The sequence below is a fragment of the Rhodococcus sp. ACPA1 genome (genome assembly GCF_002300195.1).
Classification (GTDB): domain Bacteria; phylum Actinomycetota; class Actinomycetes; order Mycobacteriales; family Mycobacteriaceae; genus Rhodococcus_F; species Rhodococcus_F opacus.
Genome location: NZ_NSDX01000006.1, coordinates 458103 through 479723, shown reverse-complemented (window position 1 = coordinate 479723; position 21621 = coordinate 458103). Strand labels below are relative to the sequence as shown.

The window sequence follows — 21621 nt, the reverse complement described above, 5'->3', positions numbered from 1 at the left end:
TGCCTGAGTATGCTGTCGCGCTTGGCGGCACAGCCGCGGCGGCCGCTCAGCCAGTTGCGCCGGCCCCCCGACCGGACCTCCGGGTGCCGGGCGCGATGGTGACGTCAGCGGTATCGGCGAAGACCAGACGTCCGTCGTCGACGGGCGACCGCCCACCGATGTACAGGCGCCCACTCGTGCCCGCGTTCGGCCGTATCGGTCAGTTCGGCGTAGTCCTCGACGATCGCACCGGGCGCGGCTTGTCCGAGCTGTCTCTGAACCAGCACCCGGTGCCCACGGTCAGGGTTCGGAGCTCCGGTTTCTTGTCGCCTTTCTCGGGCATGCGTTTCGAACGTTCTCCCTCGGCGGTGTTCCCGGGGAACAAAGCTCCAAGGTCGCGACTAGCGGCATCGCCAGGCTCGAGCCGAAGTAGAACGATTGAAACGACCGCCACGAAACTGCCGCGACGGGCGGGCGACCAGAGTGTGGCCGCCGCGAAGCCGGACGACAAATACACACCGATTCACGTCGGCGGCTCACACGGCAACTTCCCCCGCTTCACCGCGTCGACCAAAGTCGCGTGGTCGCGTTCGGTCTGATCCGCGTAGGCGTGCGCGAACCGGCTCAGTGCGACGTCGAGCGTGTCCGACTTTCCGACGTAGCCGCCGATCATCGACGCACCACTGGTCCGCGCGTGGCCCTTCGCTAGCAGGCGCCCGCAGATGCCGGCGTAGTCGGTCAGCGCTGCCGCGCTCAGGTTGTCGATCGGGACCGTGCCCTTCATGTTCCGGAACTGCCGCACGTAGTACTGCCGGCCCTCCACCGTGGTCCAGCCGAGCAACGGATCGCTGACGGTCTGCAGGGCCTGCTGGTACTCGACCACGCGCCGGCCCTGGTGGTCGTGCCAGGCGGACTCGCCGTGTACGAAGCGCGCCACGACGGATCGACGCGCCTGCTTGAGCTGCAGGAACAGCACGTCGTCGGCACTGCTACCTTCGCACAGCACGACGTAGGCACGCAATCCGACGCTGCCCACGCCGACCACTTTGTGCGCGACGTCGACGACGGTGTAACCACTGAGCAGCCGTGCCCAGTGGCTGGGCAGCGTGGTGAGGTATTCGTCGAGCCCGGCGGCGAGATTCTCGGCCTCCGCCTCGGACACCCGGGTGATCAGCGGCGGCTCCTCCACGATGCGCCGGCCGGTTTCGTCCTGCTCGGTGAATCGGGGCAGCGCCCGGTCGCTGACGCGGCGCCGAGCCCGCTCCGCGGCGCGGGTGATCTCGTGGCGCAGCGACTCGTCCGACGCCGTCGTCTGCAGCCGGTCGAGGTCGAGTCGCTCGAACGAGCGCGCCAGCAATGGTTGTTCCGCGAGCCAGCGCACATGCTCGCGATAGGTGGCGACGCAGGACTGCACTGCACTCTCGCACTGCCCCTCGGTCGCCGAGTTCTGCCGGCCCGCCACCCAGATGCTCGCAGTCAAACGGCGCAGGTCCCATTCCCAGCCGCCGGGATGCGCCTCGTCGAAGTCGTTCAGATCCAGCACCAGGTCGCGCTCCGGCGGGGCGTAGAACCCGAAGTTGCCCAGATGCGCGTCCCCGCATATCACCGGCTGGATTCCGGTCGCCGGCAGCCCGGCGAGGTCCTGGGCCATCACGATCGCGGTGCCCCGCAGAAAACCGTACGGCGAGGCCGCCATCCGCCCCACCCTGACCGGTATGAGCGATTCCACCCGACCGTGGTGCGACACACCGATCTGATCCACCACATCGGGGCGATCGTCCGGTGCGCGCCACTCGCCGAGCGCGGACCGCGGTGTCTGCTTGCGCAGGCGTTTGCCGAGTGCGAACCGCTCCGCCCTCGGCGTGGCCCGGCGGCGCAACGACGCGAACGACTGCCCGTCGATGGTCGGCAACACGATGTGCGCGTCCACGGTTACTGCGCGCCGACGTCGAGGATCGCGCCGACCACCACGACGTGCGGCTTGTCCGGTTGGCCACGTTGCGCATCAGACAACTCGATCACCGTCTCTTCGCTGTGAGCAGTAAGGATGCGTGCAGCATATCGACGGGTACCTCACACTCGCGGCGAACGGTCGCTAGCCGTCCACCCGGTTGCCGGGGCACTTCATCCCTGACGGCCGGTGCGGGGCGGAGCGGGTGTCGCCCGACAGTTCTCGTACGTCGCCCGCCCCTCCCCATATCACTTCGTCAGCCCTCTGCGCTGTCCTAGATTAGTTCGCGGCTGCCCGAGAACTCCTCGGTGTCGGCCGCAGTTGCAACAGTGAACGGCATCCGAGGCAGGGGGGTGAAATATCGAAGCCTTCGTCGACGGCAGCGTCCTTGAACCGATGTCACCGTCTGCAAACGGTGGACTCGACCGGCTCGTCCGGGAGCATCCCTGCAACATGCGACAACCGTCGCAGGGGACGGACTGGAGATGCGGTGTGAACCGTTGGACGACCGCGCGGGATGCGAGCGGGCAATCCGCGCGGACCGCACAAGTCAACCGCCCAAGTAGGCTGTCAGAAGTGCACCGTCGCGGCGAATCAAGGCTGATGTGCTGGCCCGTCGGCGCGAAAGTCCCACACGGGGAAGGTGTGTTCGTTGTCGGCGAGACTCATCACCAAGGCGACGGGGGCTGCGAATTGTGTGCGGTTCTCACGATGATCTCGGGTGAGCCGAGGTCACAGTTCGGCGCCGATCGCCTTCACGATTGATTGAAGCTGTGGATGGTGCGATCCGGGCCAGTAGATCTGACCGCATTCCGTACAGCGGCCGAACTCGTCGTAGTACCGGGCCGTCAGCGGCTCGAGCCGATCGATCACCTCGGCTTTGGGCGCTGCGACCAGTGGGCCGTTGCAGCGCAGGCACCGCGTGAACGGGGCGAGCTGTCCCCCGAGGTCGAGGCGGCGGACGACTTCGACGGTCTGATCGAACGGCCGGTCGGCGTGCACGAAAAGTCCGTGCGTAATCGCCCGACGTTTGAGCAACCCCCGGTCACGGGTCAAAAGGAACCGCTCCTGTTCCCGGCTGACAAACGCCAGCGTCTCGTCCTCCGCGTCGGACGCCCAGGTAACGTCGAACCCCAAGAGCCGAAGCAAGCGGGCCAGCCGACCCAGGTTGACGTCGGCGACGAACCGTGGCTCGCGCAGCGGCGCCGGCCGCAGCCGTGCCACCGGTGGGATGTCGAGTGTCTCGAAGGCCGGGTACACCGCAATTCGATCGCCGTCCCGCGGCCGATGCGCGAAGTCCACCGGCTCGCCGTTGACCAGGATGAGGTCTATCTCGGTGTGGGGTATGCCCATCGCCTCGATGACGTCCTTCACCGTCTGGTGTGGACGGAACGCCCGACGCACCGCCAGGTCGCGAGACTCAGCGGCCAGAAAGTCATTGAGCTCGGCGTACGCCCGGACGTCCACACAGCCGGCCACCGCACCATGGTCTCGCCGAGCGGCGGCCCGGCGCAACCTCGTGCGGGTGCGTCGCCGCCAGTCCCGTGCAGCTCCGGCGCTCGCGTCCAGACGCGCAGGTCCGCCGCGGATACACGACTATCCCACCAAACACTCGCCGTAACGAGGAGTTGCCAGAACGCCGGCCCATGGTGCGTCTCACAGATGTGCGAGCTCATGTACCAGCACATGATCGACGAATGCAGGGCGTTGGCCCCAGTGAATGCGCACGTGCCCATTGGGGAGCGCTGAGCCCCACTTGTTGCCGAGATCGGCGACTTCGATCGTCTGGGGACCAACTCGTAGCCGCACCGGAGCAATCCCCACCGAGATCGACCTGCACGACTCGATGTTCTCCGGAGGCACCCGCCCTCCAATAGCCGCTCCCTCGACCACGGCGAGACACCGCACCCCGCGCGCACCGGCCATGGCAGCGGGGCAGCGGCTCGCCCGATCACCGCCTGCCGGGATCCGCGGTGAGGTCGTCGGTGTCGACGAAGACCAGACGCCCGTCGTCGAGGGCGACCGCCCACCGATGGACCGGCGCCCAGGCATGACCACGTTCGCCGGTATCGGTCAGTTCGGCGTAGTCCTCAACAATCCGACCCCTCTGCGCCGACTCCGACCGCCGGCGCACCAGCACCCGGGCACCGACACCCAGCGCACCGGGCTCCGGTTCCGGCGTGCTCCCCTTCTCCGACATCCGCCCGCACCTTCCGCTCGGCGACACGCCCGGATCATAAGCACGACATCGTCGCTGCCGCTGACCGATCGGTAAACAGCCGCCGTTCCCGGATCGATCGTGGCCACACAAAGCGTGCCGAAACCTCAGGGCCGATCATCGGTATTCGTCGGCGAGGGCTCGCAGGAACAGTCGCAGGCTGCGCGGCAGGCGGTAGCGGCCGTCGGGGTCGCGAATGAGTACGTCGTGTGCGTCGGCGCGAGTGAGGGCGATCTCGATCTGTGCGGTCACAACGGTTGCGGGCGCCAGTCGGAGGAGGGCGGTTCGGACGGGCTGGTCCATGCGCTCCCACGGGGCGTGGTAACTGAGGTTCGGCGGAACGGCCGGCACGGTGGCGGGGGACGGCCCGAGGAGGTCGCACGGGTCGTGCACTTCCTGGCCGCCGACGCCTCCTCCTAGATCACCGGACAGGTGTAGAGCGTCAACGGCGGCATGGACATGTGATCCTGACCCAACCCGACAGATCCACCCTGGTCTAGCCTCGATGGGGCGAGGAAAATAGGGACCATGGTCGACATCTATGAGGTACCCGCAGGAGAGCCACGCCTGACGTCCTTCCTCCAGGCGCAACACACCACCCAGATCGCCCGGCGCGGCGAGTTGGTCGACGCACGCGACCGCCCGGCCCTGATCGCATCGACCGACGACGAGACGGTCGGGGTGCTGATCTACGACATCGACGGCACGAACTGCGAAATCGTGAACATGCGCGCATCCGGCCAATGGGGTGGCGTCGGCACGGCACTCATCGAACGCATCGCCGAAGTCGCCCGTGCACAAGGCTGTTCGCGACTGTGGTTGGTCACGACGAACGACAACCTCGACTCGATGCAGTTCTACCAGCGGCGCGGCTTCCGCCTGTCGGCCGTTCGATGCGGCGCAGTGGACGAGGCGAGACGGACCCTGAAGCCGGACATCCCCGACGTGGGCTACTACAAGGTCCCGCTTCGGGATGAAATCGAGTTCGAGCGCCACCTCGACCCCGCGTAGGCGGGCCCGCCCCACTCCCCCGCGCTCGATCGAGCCCGAACGGCTCGATGCGCGCAAGTCGGCAGACGCTCGGATCCGGCCGACCCGTCCTCGGTCGAGGCAGTGCTCAACCGGTTGCCTGCGATGGTCCACGCCGATCTGGTCGGCAAATCAGATGCAATCGACATTGATGCGCACCGCCCGTACGCCGTGCTCCGCTGGCGGGAAACAGGGTGACATTGCGCAACCCTCACGGTAAGGAAGGCACGATCGGGCCAGCGTACGCGAGTAGAGACCCAGGTTTCTGATCGACGTCGGTAAACGCCGCAACACAGACGCCGAGGTGATCGTCGGCGTAAAAGCGCAGCAGGGGAAACACCGCAGGGCCGGCCCAGAGCAGAATCTCCGCGATGCGATAACCGTCCTGTCTGTCGATCCCCCTACAGGACAACCCTCGACGCTTCCGGACACGATCGGGCTCAAAGGCGGACTCTCCGAATCGAGTCCTGGTTATCAGTCCTGCATGTGGGTCCCGTATAGGTAGCCCATGACGGACCAGCGTGTCCTGATGGCCGAGATCGTCGTGGGGTATGCCCGGTGTCAAGTCGAGGGCAGGATCTGCGCGGACAACCGGAATCAATCTCCAGGGCGCCCGCAACAGCGACTTACGTGAGCCGGTCCTCGAGGTCTGAGAAACCGCCAACTGAGCTGCAGGTACACCCTCGGTCACACGCCATCATGATCGTCCGTGAACGCGGGCCGGACTTGCCGATCAGAAGTTGTCGGCGACAATCATGTCCAGCACGCCGGCACCGAAGGGCACAGTCACGCAAGCAGGAGTCACGGCGGAGTCAGGATCCAGCGCGTTGACTATGAGCTGCAGAGTGAAGGGGTCATACGGCATCCGGAAATGGCCGGTCTGATTTTGCGGCACAGGTCTTGAATCATGACATTCGTTGCCGCCGAATCGCGCAGCGCAATGCTCGTGTTCGGCTGGACCACTTCGTCGACTCGTGAGCCGATGGTGGTGTATTCGGTACCCGCGACGGTGTCACCACCTGCGTTGAGGTCTGTCATGAAGTCCGAATCCTGCGCCTGCTGTCCCCACGCGGGCGAGATCAGTGTCGTAGGCAGCAGCCCGGTCACCAAGTCGAAGGCCCCCGGGATCTGGGCGAGAAGCACAGTAACGCATTCAATTGTAGTGCCGCGGAACCGCAAACACTTATCCTTGCGGGACACGAATGTTTTCATTCTGAGACAGTCGCCCCAGGTAGGGCAATTCTGACATCGCGGGCGAGGACGCAAGAGTGACCATTGATGCGCCCGGTCGTCGAGGGTAGGTCGGGTCGACTCAGTGCCGTCCAGGATGGGGTACTGACGTCTCTGGCTGAACTATTGCGAAGCATCCAATCCCACAGGGGATCCGCTCCGGTGTCTCACAGCCCGAGGCCTCAGCAATGGTCGAATGAGAGACAACCCGAAATTGCTCATAACTATCCAGGACAGATCAATTGGTGTCCCGTTCGTCGCCCCGATTCGGGATTCCTTCGCCGGACGGGGCTATCGCGACCCGTGCAGACAGCTCGTTCCGGACATGGGCCGGCTTTCGGGACGTGCCTGTCATCGTTCCTCAGCGGGAGCCGGCCAGTCCATCGATCTTCAAATCGCTGGCCTGAACTCTGTCCGACGGATTGCCGTTTCTGTGTCGGCCTTTCCGAGCCGCCCGGAAGGTCCGACACCCCGGGGTGGTCACTCCCGGTGCAGGACGCGTGCTCGGCCCCGACCGGACGACAGAGGGTCACGACCGCAGGCGGGATGAGGCATGAGCGACAAGCAGCCGAGCATCGTGTTCTTCATTCTGGGGAAACATCGGATGGGGTGAGTGCGAAGGAATCATGTCCTGGCGGCAGGGTCCTCCTCAGACCCCAGGTTCCGCACCAGCCACCGATCGTCGACGAGATGCATCAGGATCGGAAACACCGGCCGGGGAACGTTCGGCTCCCACACACCGCTCTCGAGCGTCGACATCTCGTGCACATAGAGCACCTCCACACCGGGGCCGACGATCCTTGTGCCGGTACCTATCCCCCACGTCGCCGGATCCGGCAGCATCGCCCGGAACGACCGCACATGCACACGCTCGAAATGCACCCACAGCGGATGATCCGGCGCCGGACCTGAGAGGGCCGAAGCGACCGCCTCACCCTCCCAACCGTCAACCGTCATCTGATAATGGTTGTCCCGCACCCACCGCCATGCGAGGACCGCCCGGAAGTCGGGATCCACGTTCGGCCACACCGACAGCAGATCACCGTCCACGCATACCGATGTCAAGAACGCCCACGCCGCACTCACCAGCCGCGTATGCCCGAGGAACCGCAACAATTCCGCCGGATCCATCGCACGAAGCTCGAGGTAGGCCTCCCGCATCTCGGCCGGTACGGCGCTGATCTGTTCGTCGGTCAACTCCGGAAGGGAGGACGCCGCCGGCACCGCACCAACGTCGGGAACCTCGCCCCGGGCGACGAGCAATGCGCGGACGGTGTCGACGAACCGCGGGGTCAGCCGCTCCAGCAACTCGAGCAGCTCCCCTACCGTGCGCGGCGGGAACATATTTCGGTCCACCAGCACGCGCAGGCACTCGAACACCGCGTCCGGGTCCAGATCGAGCAGATCGCAGAGGAATTCGTCGGGATGGATCGCCTCGACGTCGAACGGATCGAGGGCCGCCTTCGGGAAATCCGCCAGGGTTGCGGTCACGATCACACCCGCACCGGACCGCACCGCCGCAGCCAGAACATGCCGGTCCTTCGGCTCGGTCGTCATCGCCGGGATCAGCTCCCGGTAGCCGCGTGACTCCTCCTCCGCGAAGGGAAATGCTCTGCGCATCTGCTGCACTCGCCGCGCCGCCTGCTCCGGCGACTTACCGAACCTCTCGCCGGACAGGGTGCGCTCGACCTCGTCGAGCAGATCCGGCGTCCACACCGGCCGGAACAACTCGGCATCGGCGAGGGCGAGCAGCAGATTGTTCAGAGTCTGGGGAAGCAGGACGCACCCGTCCAGAACCACCCGAAAGACAGCCATACGGCGCCCTCCCCCGGATCAGCGGGTCGACACGAAGCCGTCAGTGGCGTCGCCGGGGTCCGGGGTTTCCTCGTGCGCCATCTCGTCGAACACCTGGCCGCGGCGCACACGCTCGCGCTGCAGGTATTCGAGCACGTCCGCCAACTCCACCCGCCGATGCCGGCCGGGCGAGGTGTACGGGATCTTCCCCGCCTCCAGCAACCGCACCAACGTCGGCCGGGTGATGCCCAACAGTTCCGCGGCCTCCTGCGTCGTCAATACTGTGCGATGCGGCTCCACCGTGACCGCCTGCCCTTGATCCAGGGCGGTGACCGCGTCCACGAGCAACCCCAGAACACTGTCCGGCAGCGGCACCGACCCCTCCGGGGTCGAGATCGACACCTGCTCATGACCAGTGAGAACGGCCTTCAGCGCGGCGAGAAGGTCCCGATCGTCGGTGGCCGGCGGCAACACCGTGTGGTTCATCCCAGCACCCATACCCCACCATAAAACGAAAAAAACGAACACACAATGCGGGTGGAATCGTTCGGGGACGGTGGGTGACGGGCACCCGACCACGCCGCGCAAGTCGGCCGCACCGTCGACCCGTGCAACGAGATCGACGGATTCCGCCATCGTGTTTGCCTCGCAGCCGGGATGACGCCGGGCCGCCATTGGCATCATGCGTGGGTAGTCGGACGCTGTTTCGGGTAACCGGACCGCAGGCGACGACGCCGGTAGCCGGTGACGGTGGCTGACGTCGAACCAGCGGCGCATTCGACCGACCGGATGCGTCTGACCGAGAGGGTGTACAGACCGTGCCTCGCATCGAAGAAGCAGACTCCACTAGCGGCAGCGGCCCTGAGTTCCGATCGGAAGACGATCCGATTCGGTGGCCGGATCCGAGTCCGTTGCACCTGTGGTGGCAACGGGTGATGTCCGAAAGCCTCCGTCGGTCCCCGGGACCGGCGACCCGGCCGGTGGTCCCGCCCGTGTCGAGGGACGGACGTGTCGAGATCTCCGCCAGTACGCGAGTTGGACCGACCGGACCCGACGCGACGTCAAGGCGGTGGGGGCGTACCCAATCGGCAGTGCCGGATTAGAACCCTCAGCGACGCCCCCAGTCCTAGCCCTTCACCCGAACATAGAGGCCTCATGAACATCACCGCACTCCCTCTGGCTGTTCTGCGCGTGCAGTACACGATCGCGCGCTACCCGCTGCACCTGATCGACGAACAGGTAATCGCGCACCTGGCACCCGCAGCACCGGTCCGGCGGCTGTACCGGGGCAGTCTCAGCCTGCTCGATTGTGCCGTCGGCACCGTGCTCGGTCACCAGGACCGAGCCCACGATGCCGCCGACACCGCACCCCGCACAACCACGGTCTCCGGCACTGCATCCGACACCGATCACGATCCCAGCGCACCGGATATCGCTGCAGCTGACTCCGAGACCGCCCCTCGGTCTACGACCGTCGAGACCGCCGAACTGAATGAGAAGGCGGCCCACCAACTCGACACCGACTTACTCGCCGAGCACCTCGAAGACATCGAGACGCAACACCGACTCGAGCACCCCCCGACGACCAACACCGTCATCACCCAGCTCGCGGACGCTGCGAGCACCGAACCCGACACGACACTGACCGGAGAACTGGCCGACCGCGTAGCCGAACTCGCTCGCGCCGCGACCCCGCCACCGGGCACCCGCCCTACCCCGACCGACAAACGCCACTAACGACCTCGCGATTGCCACCAGCAGCGACGACCCACTCGTCTTCGGGTTGACCGACGCCGGCGCACCGACCTGGACCTGGACCTGGCCCTGCGCGACCACTTCGACACCGAACCCGTCGACCTCGTGCTCTCCGCGGACGTCACGCCAACTGGGCGGCCCAATCGGCGAAGCTCTGCCACCCCACCTCGGGGTAGAGCCGACCCAGTTCGCCGATCTTCGCGTCGTACCCGGTGTCGGTAAGGAAGCGGAACATAGCGCGCATGTCCGGCGATGCGATGGCGTCCGCGTCGGACGAGTGGGCGTGAACCGGCGTGCCCAGCACGTTACTGAGCACCTCGGCCATCCGACGTGGCGTCGGATCATCCGACGCCAGGTCGATTCGTGTCCGGACGAATCGGTCCGGATCGTCGAACACGAGCGCAACGAACCGACCGAGGTCGCGCCGCGACAACTGCTGCAGCGGGGTATCGACTGGCAGAGGCAGATCGAGCCGGCCTCGGCGGATGCCGTCGAGTCCACCGAGCAGGTTGTCATAAAAGTAGGTCGGCCCGACGATCGTGTACGGAACGGATGATTCTTGCAGCAACGACTCGGTCGCCGCCTTCGTGTCGAAATGCGGGACCCCGGTGCTCTTGTCCGCGTCGGCCACCGAAGAAAACACTACGTGTGGAACACCGGAATCACTGAACGCGCCGACAAGTGCGGCGCCCTGAGCGATCTCCGCTTCCGGGCCGTCTTCGAAAGGCGTCGTCATGGCAAACACGCCCGCGCACCCATCGACGGCAGACGCGATCGCAGCCCGATCGGTGATATCGGCCACGGCAATGTCGACGCCTCGCAGGCGCAACGCATCTGAGCGAGAAGAGCTTCGACGGACAAGAGCTCGAACCTCACACCCTCGTTCGAGCAGCGCGTCGACGACAGCGCCTCCTTGACCACCCGTCGCTCCGACCACCGCATACGGCTCACTCATGGGCACAACACCTCTCTTCTCGACCGGGCCAGCGTACTCGCAGACTCCGTCCGCTCACCAAAACGTGTGCCCCTGTTCGATGTCCTCAGTTGGCCGATGGATGACAACGAGCGACCCTCGGATGGAAGACGAAACGGCCCGATCACGACATTCAGGAGAGAGACGAGGACAGCCAACCCGGGTGCAATCCTCGAACCCGCCGTGCAAGCATTCATCCGAGTCTCTGCTCGGTTCGCGTGATAGATGGAGCCCGGTAGAGAAGCACCCAGGTGGCCCGACCAACATCGAGCAGGGCCGGACATCTGCAAGCTCCGGCACTCGCACCGAACAGTCAGTTCGCTGCCGAAGGCGGCGCCCACGCCCCTGGTGTCCGGCCACCGATCAGAGAAGAATTCACATATGCCCAGCTCACACCGGACGCTCCGGAGGAGAAGGAGATGATTGGGATGGCTGACGAACATCCCCCGCCCGTGTCGGCAGCGGCGGCCGCTGCGGCCGCGTTGCGTGACATCGCGGATGTGATCGGAAAGGAGTCGGAGAACGCGACGGCGGTGATGCCGACTGAGGAGGGCTGGTCGGTGGAAGTGGAGGTGGTCGACGACCGGCACATCCCTCCGTCGGCGGACATGCTCGCACTCTACGAGGTGGTGCTGGACCTCGATGGAGAATTGCTGTCGTACCGCAGGACTCGCCGGTACCGGCGCGGCTCCGCCATCGAGGTGGCAGACGAAGCGCTGCCCATCGACGAAGATGAAGAGCCCCACCGTGACGGAAGCGACGGCGCCCGGTGACAGGTGCCGGTGAAAGTTCGCGCCCGCACACCACAGGTCCTCGGCGCTCACGCCGGTGCGCGTGTCGACGAGGAACTATCAGGAGGGTGAGTGTCGTGGAGAGCATGAGAACACACCACCTCGATGGTCGGCAGGTGCGCCGACGACTGTGGCCGATGCTCCCAACCGACGAGTAGCGGAATTCGCCGGCAACTCGCGAACCCGATGCGTACCTCACGGAATTCATCACCCGGCGCGCCGGCTGGGGGTGAGCGCCTAGGACAGGGCGAGCCGGCGGTCGGCGAGCGTCACGTGCTGTGCGAGGACGGGGCCGATGCCGGCGAGCGCTTCCGGACTCGTCATCTGCTGGTGCGATACGGGAACGGCGTGTTCGAGGATCTCGCCGCTGATGTGCGGCCTCCACGCGGAGACGCCGGTGGGTGCGTCCACAGAATCCGCCGCACCGAAGTACAGCAGATCGAGACCGATCGGTGTCGACGGGCGGTGTGCGAGGGCGAGGTCGACCGTCTGGGTGAACACCCGGTGGACGGCGTCGAGGTCGTCCACGGTCACACCTGCGAACAGTCCGCCGGTGCGGCGCAACACTTCCACGGCGCGATCCGTGGTCGCCGCCGCATCCTCGTCACCCGGGACCACCGCGCCGAACTCCGCCAGAAGTGCTGCCACGGTGGGCTTCTCCGTCGTGTGGCCGAACCCTCCGGCCAGGTGTGTGTCGAGCATCGCGAGGGTGGCCACCTCGTCGCCGTCACCCGTGAGCTGCACCGCCATCTCATGGGCGATCTGACCGCCGACCGAGTAGCCGACCAGGTGATACGGGCCGTGCGGTTGCACCGAGCGGATTCGTCGGACATACCGGGCGGCGAGCTCCTGCAAGGAGTCGACACGCAGGTCCGGGTCGGTCAGCGCCGGGGATTGCAGCCCGTACACCGGACGGTCGCCGAGGTACTGCACCAGTCCGGTGAAGCACCAGGCCAACCCGATCGCGGGGTGGATGCAGAACACCGGGCTCCCGGTGGCGGTGGTCCGCAGCGGCAGCAGCACGTCGAGCGACTGGTCGGCGGCGTCCTCCGCCCGGGAGTCCTCCGGCGCCGTGGCGATCATGTGCGCCAGGGCTTCCGGCGTCGGATGGGTGAAGATCCACTGCACCGGCACGGCGCGCGCGGACGATTCGGCAATCCGGGCGATCACGCTCGTCGCGGTGAGCGACGTGCCACCGAGCGTGAAGTAGTTGTCGTCGAGGCCGACCCGGTCGAGTCCGAGCACCTCGGCGAAAGCGGCGGCCACGACCTCCTCGGTCGCATTGCGCGGCGCCCGGTACGCGGCGCGCGCCGCGGTGAAGTCGGGCTCCGGCAGGGCGGCGCGGTCGAGTTTCCCGTTCGCGGTGACCGGCACGGCGTCGAGCACCGTCACGGTCGCGGGGACCATATGCGGGGCCAACCGCGCGCGGGCGTGCGCCAGGACGGCGGACGTGTCCAGTAGCGAACCCGCAGCGGGGACGACGTAGCCGGCCAACCGGTCGCCGCTGGTGTTCACGACGGCGCGATCGATACCGGGGTATCCGAGGAGAGCCGATTCGATTTCGCCGAGTTCGACCCGGAAACCACGAATCTTCACCTGAAAATCCGAGCGACCCACATACTCGAGCACCGGCCCACCCTCCGAACGCCGCCACCGCACCACATCCCCCGTCCGATACATCCGCTGCCCCGGCCCACCGAACGGATCCGCAACGAACCGCGCCGCCGACAACGCCGACCGGTTCCGATACCCCCGCGCCAGCGCCGGACCCGACAAATACAACTCCCCCGCCGCCCCGAACGGCACCGGCCGCAACCGCGCATCCAGAACCAGCTCACCGAACCCACGAACCGGACCACCCACCGTGACCGACTCCCCCACCACCAAACCACCGCTGACATTCGACATGATCGTCGCCTCCGTCGGACCGTACGCATTGAACATCCGCCGACCCGGAGCCCACCGAGCAACCAACTCCGGCGGGCACGCCTCACCCGCCACCACCAGAGCACCCAACGCCCCCAACCCCGCCGAATCGACCGACGACAACGCCGTCGGCGTCAACACCGCATGCGTCACCGACTCCCCCACCAGGATCCGCACCAACTCCTCCCCACCGTAAACCGTCGGAGGAACCACCACCAACCGCGCACCCAACCCCAACGCCCACACCAACTCGAACACCGACGCATCGAAACTCGGTGACGCACAATGCAACACCCGAGCACCCGCACACACCCCGAAACCCGAACGCTGCGCAGCCACCACATTCGCCAACCCCCGATGCGTCACCACCACCCCCTTCGGCACACCCGTCGACCCCGACGTATAAATCACATACGCAGCCTGACCCACCCGCACCCGCGCACCCCGATCCGCATCGGTCACCACCCCCGCCGACACCGACAACAACCGCGACACCGTCACCGCATCATCGAGCACCACCCACCGCACCGAACCCGGCAACCGATCCCGAACCTGCGAAAGCGTCACCCCCACAACCACACCCGAATCCATCAGCATGTGCTCGACACGACCCGCCGGATACTGCGGATCCACCGGCAAAAACGCCGCCCCCGTCTTCGCCACCGCCCACACCGACAACACCGACTCGACCGACCGCGCCACCGCCACAGCCACCACCGACTCCGCGCCCACCCCCGCCTCGAGCAACACCCGCGCCAACCGATTCGACGCCTCATCCAACTCCCGATACGTCAAACTCCGACCCTCACACACCACCGCAACCGCACCCGGATCCGCAACCACCGACGCCGCCAACAACTCCGGCAACGTCACCTCCGACACCGACACCTCACCCACCACCGGAGTCAAGCACTCCAACTCCGCCGCACCGATCAGAGCGATGTCACCGATCGGGCGGTCGGGCGACGCCGTGACCGCGTCGAGGATGCGGACGAACTGGTCTGCGAAACCGCGCACGGTCCTCGCGTCCAGGATGTCGGTGGCGAACCCGAATGCCGCAGACATTCCGGCAGGTTCGCCGGCTCCGTCCACGTTCTCACTCAGGGTCAGGTACAGGTCGCATTTGGCGACCTCCACACCGGGGTCGACGACCTCGACGGTCAGCCCGGGCAGTTCGAGGCGGCTCTCCTCGGTGTTCTGGAACTCGAGCAGCACCTGGAACAGCGGGGTGTGCGCGGTCGACCGCACCGGGTCGACCGCCTGCACCACCCGGTCGAACGGCACCTCCGCGTGCCCGAAGGCCCCGAGGTCGGTCTCGCGGACCTGCGCCATCAGATCGGTGAAGGAGTGCTCGGGTGCGACGCGGGTCCGCAGCACCACGGTGTTGACGAACATGCCGACCATCTCGTCCAGTGCCGCGTCGCCGCGACCGGCGACGGGCGTGCCCACCGCGAGGTCCGTCTCGCCGCTCAGCCGGCCGAGCAGGACGGCGAGTGCGGCGTGCGCGACCATGAACAGCGTCGAATCGTGGCCCCGGGCGAGGTCGGACAGCTTCTTGTGAAGGTCCGCGGTGATCGCGAACGGCACGGTGGCGCCGTGTGAGGACCGCTGCAGTAGGCGCCGGCGGTCGATCGGCAGCTCGAGCAGCTCGGGCATCCCGTCGAGGGTCCGGCGCCAGTAGTCCAGCTGCGCCGAGATCGGCGAGTCCGGGTCGGTGTCGCTGCCCAGGGTGCGGCGTTGCCACAGCGCGAAGTCCGCGTACTGCACCGGCATCGGCGCCCATCCGGGCGGACGTCCGTGCGTGCGCGCGGTGTACGCGACCATCACGTCACGGGCGAGCGGCGCCATCGACGAGCCGTCCGCCGCGATATGGTGCAGCACCAGGACCACCATGTGCTGATCCGGACCGATCCGCAACACCGCGATGCGCATGGGGACGTCGCGGCTCACGTTGAATTCGGCCGACGCCAGAGGCACCAGCTCGGTGCGCAGCGCCGTCTCGTCGGGCACGGTGACCGGGGTGAGGTCGAGGGTCACCCGATCCGCGGGCAGCACCACCTGGTGCGGGCCGTCTGCGGACCCGGGATAGACGGTGCGGAGCGGCTCGTGCCGTTCGACGACGTCGCCGAACGCGGCGCGCAGAGCATCGATGTCGAGTTCGCCGGTCAGGCGCAGCGCGATCGGAACGTTGTAGGCGGGCGAGGTCGTGTCGACCTGGTTGACGATCCACATCCGCTGCTGTGCGAGGGACAGCGGCACCCGGTCGGGGCGCGGGGCCGCCGTCAGGGCGGGACGCGCAGCGGTGCTGCGATCCGCGGTAGCGGCACGGGCGGCGAGCTTCGCCACGGTCGGCGCCTCGAACAGCTCCCGGACACCCAAGCCGACGCCGAGCGCGGAGTTGATGCGGGCGACGGCGCGGGTCGCGCTCAGCGAGTTGCCGCCCAGGTCGAAGAAGTTGTCGTCGAGCCCGGCCCGGTCGAGTCCGAGCACCTCGGCGAAGACGTCTGCCACGGCGTGCTCGGCCGTACTGGTCGACGCGCGGAACACGGTGCGGACGATCGCGAAATCCGGGGTCGGCAATGCCTGCCGGTCCAGCTTGCCCACCGGGGTGAGGGGCAGTTCGTCGAGGATGACGATGGTCGCGGGCACCATGTGGGCGGGCACGAAGCCGCGCACATGGTCGGTCAGTTCGGTGACGTCGGGTTCGTCGTCACCGGACGGCAGGACGTAGGACACCAGGACGGTGTCCCCGGACGGGGCGGTGCGGCCGAGTGTCACCGCGAACGCGACGCGGGGATGCCGTGTCAACGCTGCGTCGATTTCGCCGAGTTCGACCCGGAAACCACGAATCTTCACCTGAAAATCCGAGCGACCCACATACTCGAGCACCGGCCCACCCTCCGAACGCCGCCACCGCACCACATCCCCCGTCCGATACATCCGCTGCCCCGGCCCACCGAACGGATCCGCAACGAACCGCGCCGCCGACAACGCCGACCGGTTCCGATACCCCCGCGCCAGCGCCGGACCCGACAAATACAACTCCCCCGCCGCCCCGAACGGCACCGGCCGCAACCGCGCATCCAGAACCAGCTCACCGAACCCACGAACCGGACCACCCACCGTGACCGACTCCCCCACCACCAAACCACCGCTGACATTCGACATGATCGTCGCCTCCGTCGGACCGTACGCATTGAACATCCGCCGACCCGGAGCCCACCGAGCAACCAACTCCGGCGGGCACGCCTCACCCGCCACCACCAGAGCACCCAACGCCCCCAACCCCGCCGAATCGACCGACGACAACGCCGTCGGCGTCAACACCGCATGCGTCACCGACTCCCCCACCAGGATCCGCACCAACTCCTCCCCACCGTAAACCGTCGGAGGAACCACCACCAACCGCGCACCCAACCCCAACGCCCACACCAACTCGAACACCGACGCATCGAAACTCGGTGACGCACAATGCAACACCCGAGCACCCGCACACACCCCGAAACCCGAACGCTGCGCAGCCACCACATTCGCCAACCCCCGATGCGTCACCACCACCCCCTTCGGCACACCCGTCGACCCCGACGTATAAATCACATACGCAGCCTGACCCACCCGCACCCGCGCACCCCGATCCGCATCGGTCACCACCCCCGCCGACACCGACAACAACCGCGACACCGTCACCGCATCATCGAGCACCACCCACCGCACCGAACCCGGCAACCGATCCCGAACCTGCGAAAGCGTCACCCCCACAACCACACCCGAATCCATCAGCATGTGCTCGACACGACCCGCCGGATACTGCGGATCCACCGGCAAAAACGCCGCCCCCGTCTTCGCCACCGCCCACACCGACAACACCGACTCGACCGACCGCGCCACCGCCACAGCCACCACCGACTCCGCGCCCACCCCCGCCTCGAGCAACACCCGCGCCAACCGATTCGACGCCTCATCCAACTCCCGATACGTCAAACTCCGACCCTCACACACCACCGCAACCGCACCCGGATCCGCAACCACCGACGCCGCCAACAACTCCGGCAACGTCACCTCCGACACCGACACCTCACCCACCACCGGAGTCAAGCACTCCAACTCCGCCGCACCGATCACAGCGAGCGGAGTGCCGGGGTCGGCGGCGAGCAGTTCGTCGATCAATCCGACGACGCCGGCGTGATGCGACCGCAGGTCGTCGTCGCGGTAGCGGTACGGGTTGGCCTCGAACTCGACAATCGTCGACGCCGGAGTGCCGCTCCGGTACACGTTGACGGACAGGTCCGGGACGGGACCGGTGGTGAGGATCCGGAAGTCTCCGGTCAGCGACCCGAAGGTGAGATCCTGATCGAAGAGCATCACGTTGATCATCGGTCCCGAGATCCTGCGGGCCTCGGCGGACACGCCCAGCTCGCGCAGAATGTCCTCGACGTTGCCGCGCTGGTGCCGCATTGCTCCCATCAGTTCGTGCTGGACCCGGGCCACGAGGTCGCCGACGGTGTCGTCGGCTCGGACCTGCACCCGCAGGGGCGCGACGTTGGCGAGCATTCCGCCGGATCGACGCAGTACAGCGGTGGTGCGTGCGGACAGCGGAATGTCCACGAGCACGTCCTGCCGTCCTGTCCGCCGCGAGAGGTAGCAGGCGAATGCGGCGATCAACGCGGCCGCTGCCGTCGCGCCCGGCCGGCCGTCGGTGTCCTCGAGCCGTGCGACGGTATCGGCGGACAGCGCCGTGCGCACGGTCAGGCTGTGGGCGGCAGGCGGAGCCTCGACGTCGGTCAGGGAGGCGCCGTTCGTCCGTGTGTGGAGACGTTCGGCCCAGTAGTCGCGGTCGGACGAGAACCGGTGGGACGCCCGGTAGTCCTCTTCGAGGCGGTGCAGGGTGTGCAGGTCCGCTGCACGGTTCGGTTGGAGCTCGAGACCTTGGACTGCCGCGGTATACAGGGCGGCGACACGATTGACCATCGTCATCGCCGCATATCCGTCGAGGGCGACGTGGTGGATCCTGCTGTACCACAGGTGCCGCTCGTCACCCACCCGCAGCAGCGACGACTCGCACAGATAGTCGTGCTCGAAATCGACTCGTGCCGTGTAGTTCTCCTGCATCCACGCCTCGGCGGCGGCCATCGGGTCGGATGCACCGCGGAAGTCGACGATTCCCATGGCCGCATCGGCCGGTGGGTCGATCACCTGGTGCGGCTCACCGTCGACGTCGACCAGACGCAGGAACACCGACTCGTACTCGTGGCCGGCGACGAGTGCCACCTCGCGGAACAAATCGACGTCCAGCAGCCCGCGGATATCGACGTACTGCGCGATGCAGATCGGCACGTCCGGGGCGAGTTGCTGCGCAAACCACAGCCCGTGCTGCGCCGCGGACAGCGGGAACGGATCGGATCGATGCTCTCGGTAGTTCACTCGCGCAGCGTGTTCCATCAACATCACCAAACTGGGTGCTTGCGCCGCTGGATCGACGGCGGGACGCTCGGTCCTTGTGGGCAGGGCAGCCGGATATACCGACGCCACTACAGTCCCGCGGATCGCCGTGCGCGAAAACACACCCTAGGGGTGTGGTGTGAACACCCTGCACCGCCCGCGCAACCCCACGACGAGGATGCCGGAGAAGTATGCTCGGCCGTGAGCTTGTTCGACGCGACGACCTGGAACGCCGCAGAGGGAGGCCGCGATGAAAGCGATCATCCACACCCGGTTCGGCGGACCCGAAGTGCTCGAGCTCGAGCAGGTCCCGAAACCGACGCCCAAGGACTGCGAAGTCCTGATAAAAGTCCACGCGACGACGGTGACTACAGCCGAATGCAAGATGCGGCGGGGCGAACCGCTATGGGGCCGGTTCATCCTCGGGCTGCGACGGCCACGAAGGAAACTGCGGACCCTGGGCCTCGAGCTTGCCGGAGAGATCGAGGCCGTCGGCAAGGACGTGCACAGGTTCCAGCCGGGCGATCAGGTATTCGGGTTCACCGGTTTCGATATCGGCGCCTACGCCGAGTACCAGTGCCTGCCGGAAACCGCCTCGCTCGCACTCAAGCCGGTCGCCAGGACCTACGAAGAGGCCGCCGCCGCCGTCGACGGCGCCACAACCGCACTGTTCTTCCTCCGGGACAAGGCGAAGGTGCGAACCGGACAGAAGGTCCTGGTCAACGGCGCCTCCGGCAGCATCGGCACCTACGCGGTCCAACTCGCCAAGTCCTTCGGCGCGGAGGTCACCGGCGTGTGCGGTCCGCACAACATCGAGATGGTGCAGTCCCTGGGCGCCGACAAGGTCATCGACTACACCGAAGAGGACTTCACCGAGAACACCGAAGCATATGACGTCGTCTTCGACACGGTGGGCAGGAACTCGTTCGCGCGGTGCAAGGGCTCGCTCACCGCGCACGGGTGCTACGTTCCCACATCCGGGCTGAACAACAACCTGCTGTCACTCTGGACGTCGCTCCGAGGCGGTAGGAAAGTCGTCACCGGTATGTCCGTCCGCAAGAACGACGCAATGGCGTACATCAAACAGCTCATCGAAGCGGACACATTGCGGGTCGTCATAGACCGCAGCTATCCCCTGGAACGCATCGTCGAGGCGCACCAGTATGTCGACACCGGACACAAGAGTGGCAACGTCGTCATAACCGTGGCCTAGACGGGCCTCCCCGGAGATCGCGCACGTTTACGAGATCGCGACCTGGGGGAATCTCGTAGACAAAAGGACGATGCCACATGTTGAAATCCGAGAACCCCAACCCCCCGCGGCCCACCCGAAGCTTCCTCGACCGGCGCCGCGGACCGTCCGACCGTGAACTCCTGACCACCGCGAAAGCAGTGCTGATCACCAGCCGCGGCTACAGCGATGCCCAGGCCTTCGACGAACTGCTCGACGTGGCACGACGGCACCACCTCTCCGTGCAGGGCGCCGCCCGGTGCCTGATCGACCTCACCAGCAACACCCGGCACCTCACCAGTCGCCGTCCGGGCACGTTCCCCGAGTGGGAAGGACTCCGCGGACAGTCGTCGGGGCACCGTCCTTCGCGGCGAATAGCCAGCCTGCACGGGCGACACCATCCCCACCTCGCGACGCAGATTCGACCGTGACCAGCGCGGCCCGTCGGCTGACGGGCCGCCGGGGTCGCCGACAGCGGCAGCGCACCCATTTTCCTGCGGCCGATCGTCGCCCGGCCTCTAGGCCGGCCTGTGTGGGACGGCGACAGTTGATCCCACCCACCGTCGCAGATACGCACGCAGTTCGTCCTGGCTACGCGGCGGGTTTCCGGGCGAGATGAAGAACGACTGCATCGTCCGCAGCTGATATTCGACGAGCTCACGCAGCGCCGGCTCATCGTAGCCGTGCCGCTCCCAGTCGACGTCGAAACGCCTGATCATCGTCATTCCGAACAAAAGGGCTTCGTCGGACGTGATTCCCGCGGTGTGGGAGTGAGAGCCGGACAGCATGATGCCGAGCTGCGGAATGCGGGGCGCTTCGTCGAGCGTGTAGATCACGGCCTCGACCACGGCTTCTGCGGGATCCTCGATACCCACGAGGTGTTCTGTGAGGCGGTCGAGGAATCCGTCGACGGCGGCGATGGCTGCCGCCCGTAGGAGGGCATCGGTGCTGGGAAAATACCGGTACACCGTCTGACGGATGACGCCGAGGGATTCCGCAACGTCGGCGATGCTGATCGCCGTATCTTTCCGGCTGATGAGCTCGACAGCGGCGGTGACGATTCGCCGGGACGCTTCTTCGTCACTTCCAGGCGGACTGCCACCCCACCCACGCCTGCCAGCCACCTGTCTTTTCCCTACCTCTCACAACGCGCCGCGGGGCCCGAACGTCGCGCAAGGGCTGTCGGCGCACCGCCCGACCTGGACTCAGAGGTTACCGCGAACGCATCGCCCTCCGACCCGAAGGCCCGCTTCGCAGACGCTCGCCAGGGAACCACCGAAACGTAATCATACAATCCGTTCGATA

The 21621-nt window shown here is 66.6% G+C and carries 16 protein-coding genes and 1 pseudogene; 5 read left to right on the top strand and 12 right to left on the bottom strand.

The genetic code is table 11. The features are described 5' to 3' along the window. Positions 1–46 precede the first annotated feature (46 nt). The 6 genes and pseudogenes from CJ177_RS48545 to CJ177_RS31660 all read right to left on the bottom strand — a co-directional run bounded on the left by CJ177_RS48545 (position 47) and on the right by CJ177_RS31660 (position 4451). Positions 47–266 (bottom strand): annotated as a pseudogene (locus tag CJ177_RS48545) (hypothetical protein). A gap of 236 nt (positions 267–502) precedes the next feature. Next, positions 503–1909 (bottom strand): DUF2252 domain-containing protein, encoded by a 1407-nt coding sequence (locus CJ177_RS31680; RefSeq protein ID WP_095869400.1) that lies wholly within the window; start codon positions 1907–1909, stop codon positions 503–505. A 753-nt stretch (positions 1910–2662) separates the two neighbouring features. Next, positions 2663–3409 carry a Mut7-C RNAse domain-containing protein gene (locus CJ177_RS31675; protein WP_095869399.1) on the bottom strand — a complete coding sequence of 249 codons (747 nt, stop codon included), beginning with the start codon at positions 3407–3409 and terminating at the stop codon, positions 2663–2665. Positions 3410–3586: 177 nt separating this feature from the next. Continuing rightward, a complete protein-coding gene (locus CJ177_RS48540) occupies positions 3587–3856 on the bottom strand; it encodes a M48 family metallopeptidase (RefSeq protein ID WP_257014759.1) in 270 nt (89 codons plus the stop codon). A 25-nt stretch (positions 3857–3881) separates the two neighbouring features. After that, the gene (locus CJ177_RS31665; RefSeq protein WP_025432708.1) at positions 3882–4130 is read right to left on the bottom strand and encodes a hypothetical protein; all 249 of its coding nucleotides are present in this window, start codon (positions 4128–4130) and stop codon (positions 3882–3884) included. 135 nt (positions 4131–4265) lie between these two features. Continuing rightward, positions 4266–4451 carry a hypothetical protein gene (locus CJ177_RS31660; RefSeq protein WP_143548725.1) on the bottom strand — a complete coding sequence of 62 codons (186 nt, stop codon included), beginning with the start codon at positions 4449–4451 and terminating at the stop codon, positions 4266–4268. 225 nt (positions 4452–4676) lie between these two features. Between CJ177_RS31660 and CJ177_RS31655 the strand changes: the two genes are divergently transcribed. Beyond that, entirely contained in the window at positions 4677–5159 is a 483-nt protein-coding gene (locus CJ177_RS31655; protein WP_005242341.1) for a GNAT family N-acetyltransferase, read from the top strand. A gap of 849 nt (positions 5160–6008) precedes the next feature. Here CJ177_RS31655 and CJ177_RS31645 read toward each other — a convergent pair. The 3 genes from CJ177_RS31645 to CJ177_RS31635 all read right to left on the bottom strand — a co-directional run bounded on the left by CJ177_RS31645 (position 6009) and on the right by CJ177_RS31635 (position 8837). After that, positions 6009–6377: a hypothetical protein gene (locus CJ177_RS31645; RefSeq protein WP_156681903.1), complete on the bottom strand. Its 369-nt coding sequence runs from the start codon at positions 6375–6377 to the stop codon at positions 6009–6011. A gap of 654 nt (positions 6378–7031) precedes the next feature. Continuing rightward, on the bottom strand, positions 7032–8222 hold the full coding sequence (locus CJ177_RS31640; protein ID WP_095869397.1) for a PIN domain-containing protein: 1191 nt from the start codon (positions 8220–8222) through the stop codon (positions 7032–7034). Between the two features lie 18 nt (positions 8223–8240). Further along, positions 8241–8837 carry a helix-turn-helix domain-containing protein gene (locus tag CJ177_RS31635; RefSeq protein ID WP_226955506.1) on the bottom strand — a complete coding sequence of 199 codons (597 nt, stop codon included), beginning with the start codon at positions 8835–8837 and terminating at the stop codon, positions 8241–8243. Positions 8838–9356: 519 nt separating this feature from the next. Here CJ177_RS31635 and CJ177_RS31630 point away from each other — a divergent pair. After that, entirely contained in the window at positions 9357–9938 is a 582-nt protein-coding gene (locus CJ177_RS31630) for a hypothetical protein (protein ID WP_095869396.1), read from the top strand. Between the two features lie 139 nt (positions 9939–10077). Here CJ177_RS31630 and CJ177_RS31625 read toward each other — a convergent pair whose 3' ends face one another. Next, entirely contained in the window at positions 10078–10911 is an 834-nt protein-coding gene (locus tag CJ177_RS31625; RefSeq protein WP_005242350.1) for an NmrA/HSCARG family protein, read from the bottom strand. 446 nt (positions 10912–11357) lie between these two features. Here CJ177_RS31625 and gvpO point away from each other — a divergent pair, with 446 nt between their 5' ends. Continuing rightward, on the top strand, positions 11358–11702 hold the full coding sequence (gvpO, locus tag CJ177_RS31620) for a gas vesicle protein GvpO (protein WP_005242351.1): 345 nt from the start codon (positions 11358–11360) through the stop codon (positions 11700–11702). 255 nt (positions 11703–11957) lie between these two features. Here the strand turns inward: gvpO and CJ177_RS31615 are convergent, their stop codons facing one another. Next, a complete protein-coding gene (locus CJ177_RS31615) occupies positions 11958–19085 on the bottom strand; it encodes a non-ribosomal peptide synthetase (RefSeq protein ID WP_218835140.1) in 7128 nt (2375 codons plus the stop codon). Between the two features lie 250 nt (positions 19086–19335). Here CJ177_RS31615 and CJ177_RS31610 point away from each other — a divergent pair, with 250 nt between their 5' ends. Both CJ177_RS31610 and CJ177_RS31605 read left to right on the top strand, forming a co-directional pair. Beyond that, a complete protein-coding gene (locus tag CJ177_RS31610) occupies positions 19336–20298 on the top strand; it encodes an NAD(P)-dependent alcohol dehydrogenase (protein WP_095869394.1) in 963 nt (320 codons plus the stop codon). Positions 20299–20375: 77 nt separating this feature from the next. Further along, positions 20376–20747 (top strand): ANTAR domain-containing protein, encoded by a 372-nt coding sequence (locus CJ177_RS31605; protein ID WP_095869393.1) that lies wholly within the window; start codon positions 20376–20378, stop codon positions 20745–20747. Positions 20748–20834: 87 nt separating this feature from the next. Here the strand turns inward: CJ177_RS31605 and CJ177_RS31600 are convergent, their stop codons facing one another. Next, positions 20835–21440, bottom strand: coding sequence for a TetR/AcrR family transcriptional regulator (locus CJ177_RS31600; RefSeq protein ID WP_061045804.1), 606 nt, complete (start codon positions 21438–21440; stop codon positions 20835–20837). Positions 21441–21621: the final 181 nt, after the last annotated feature.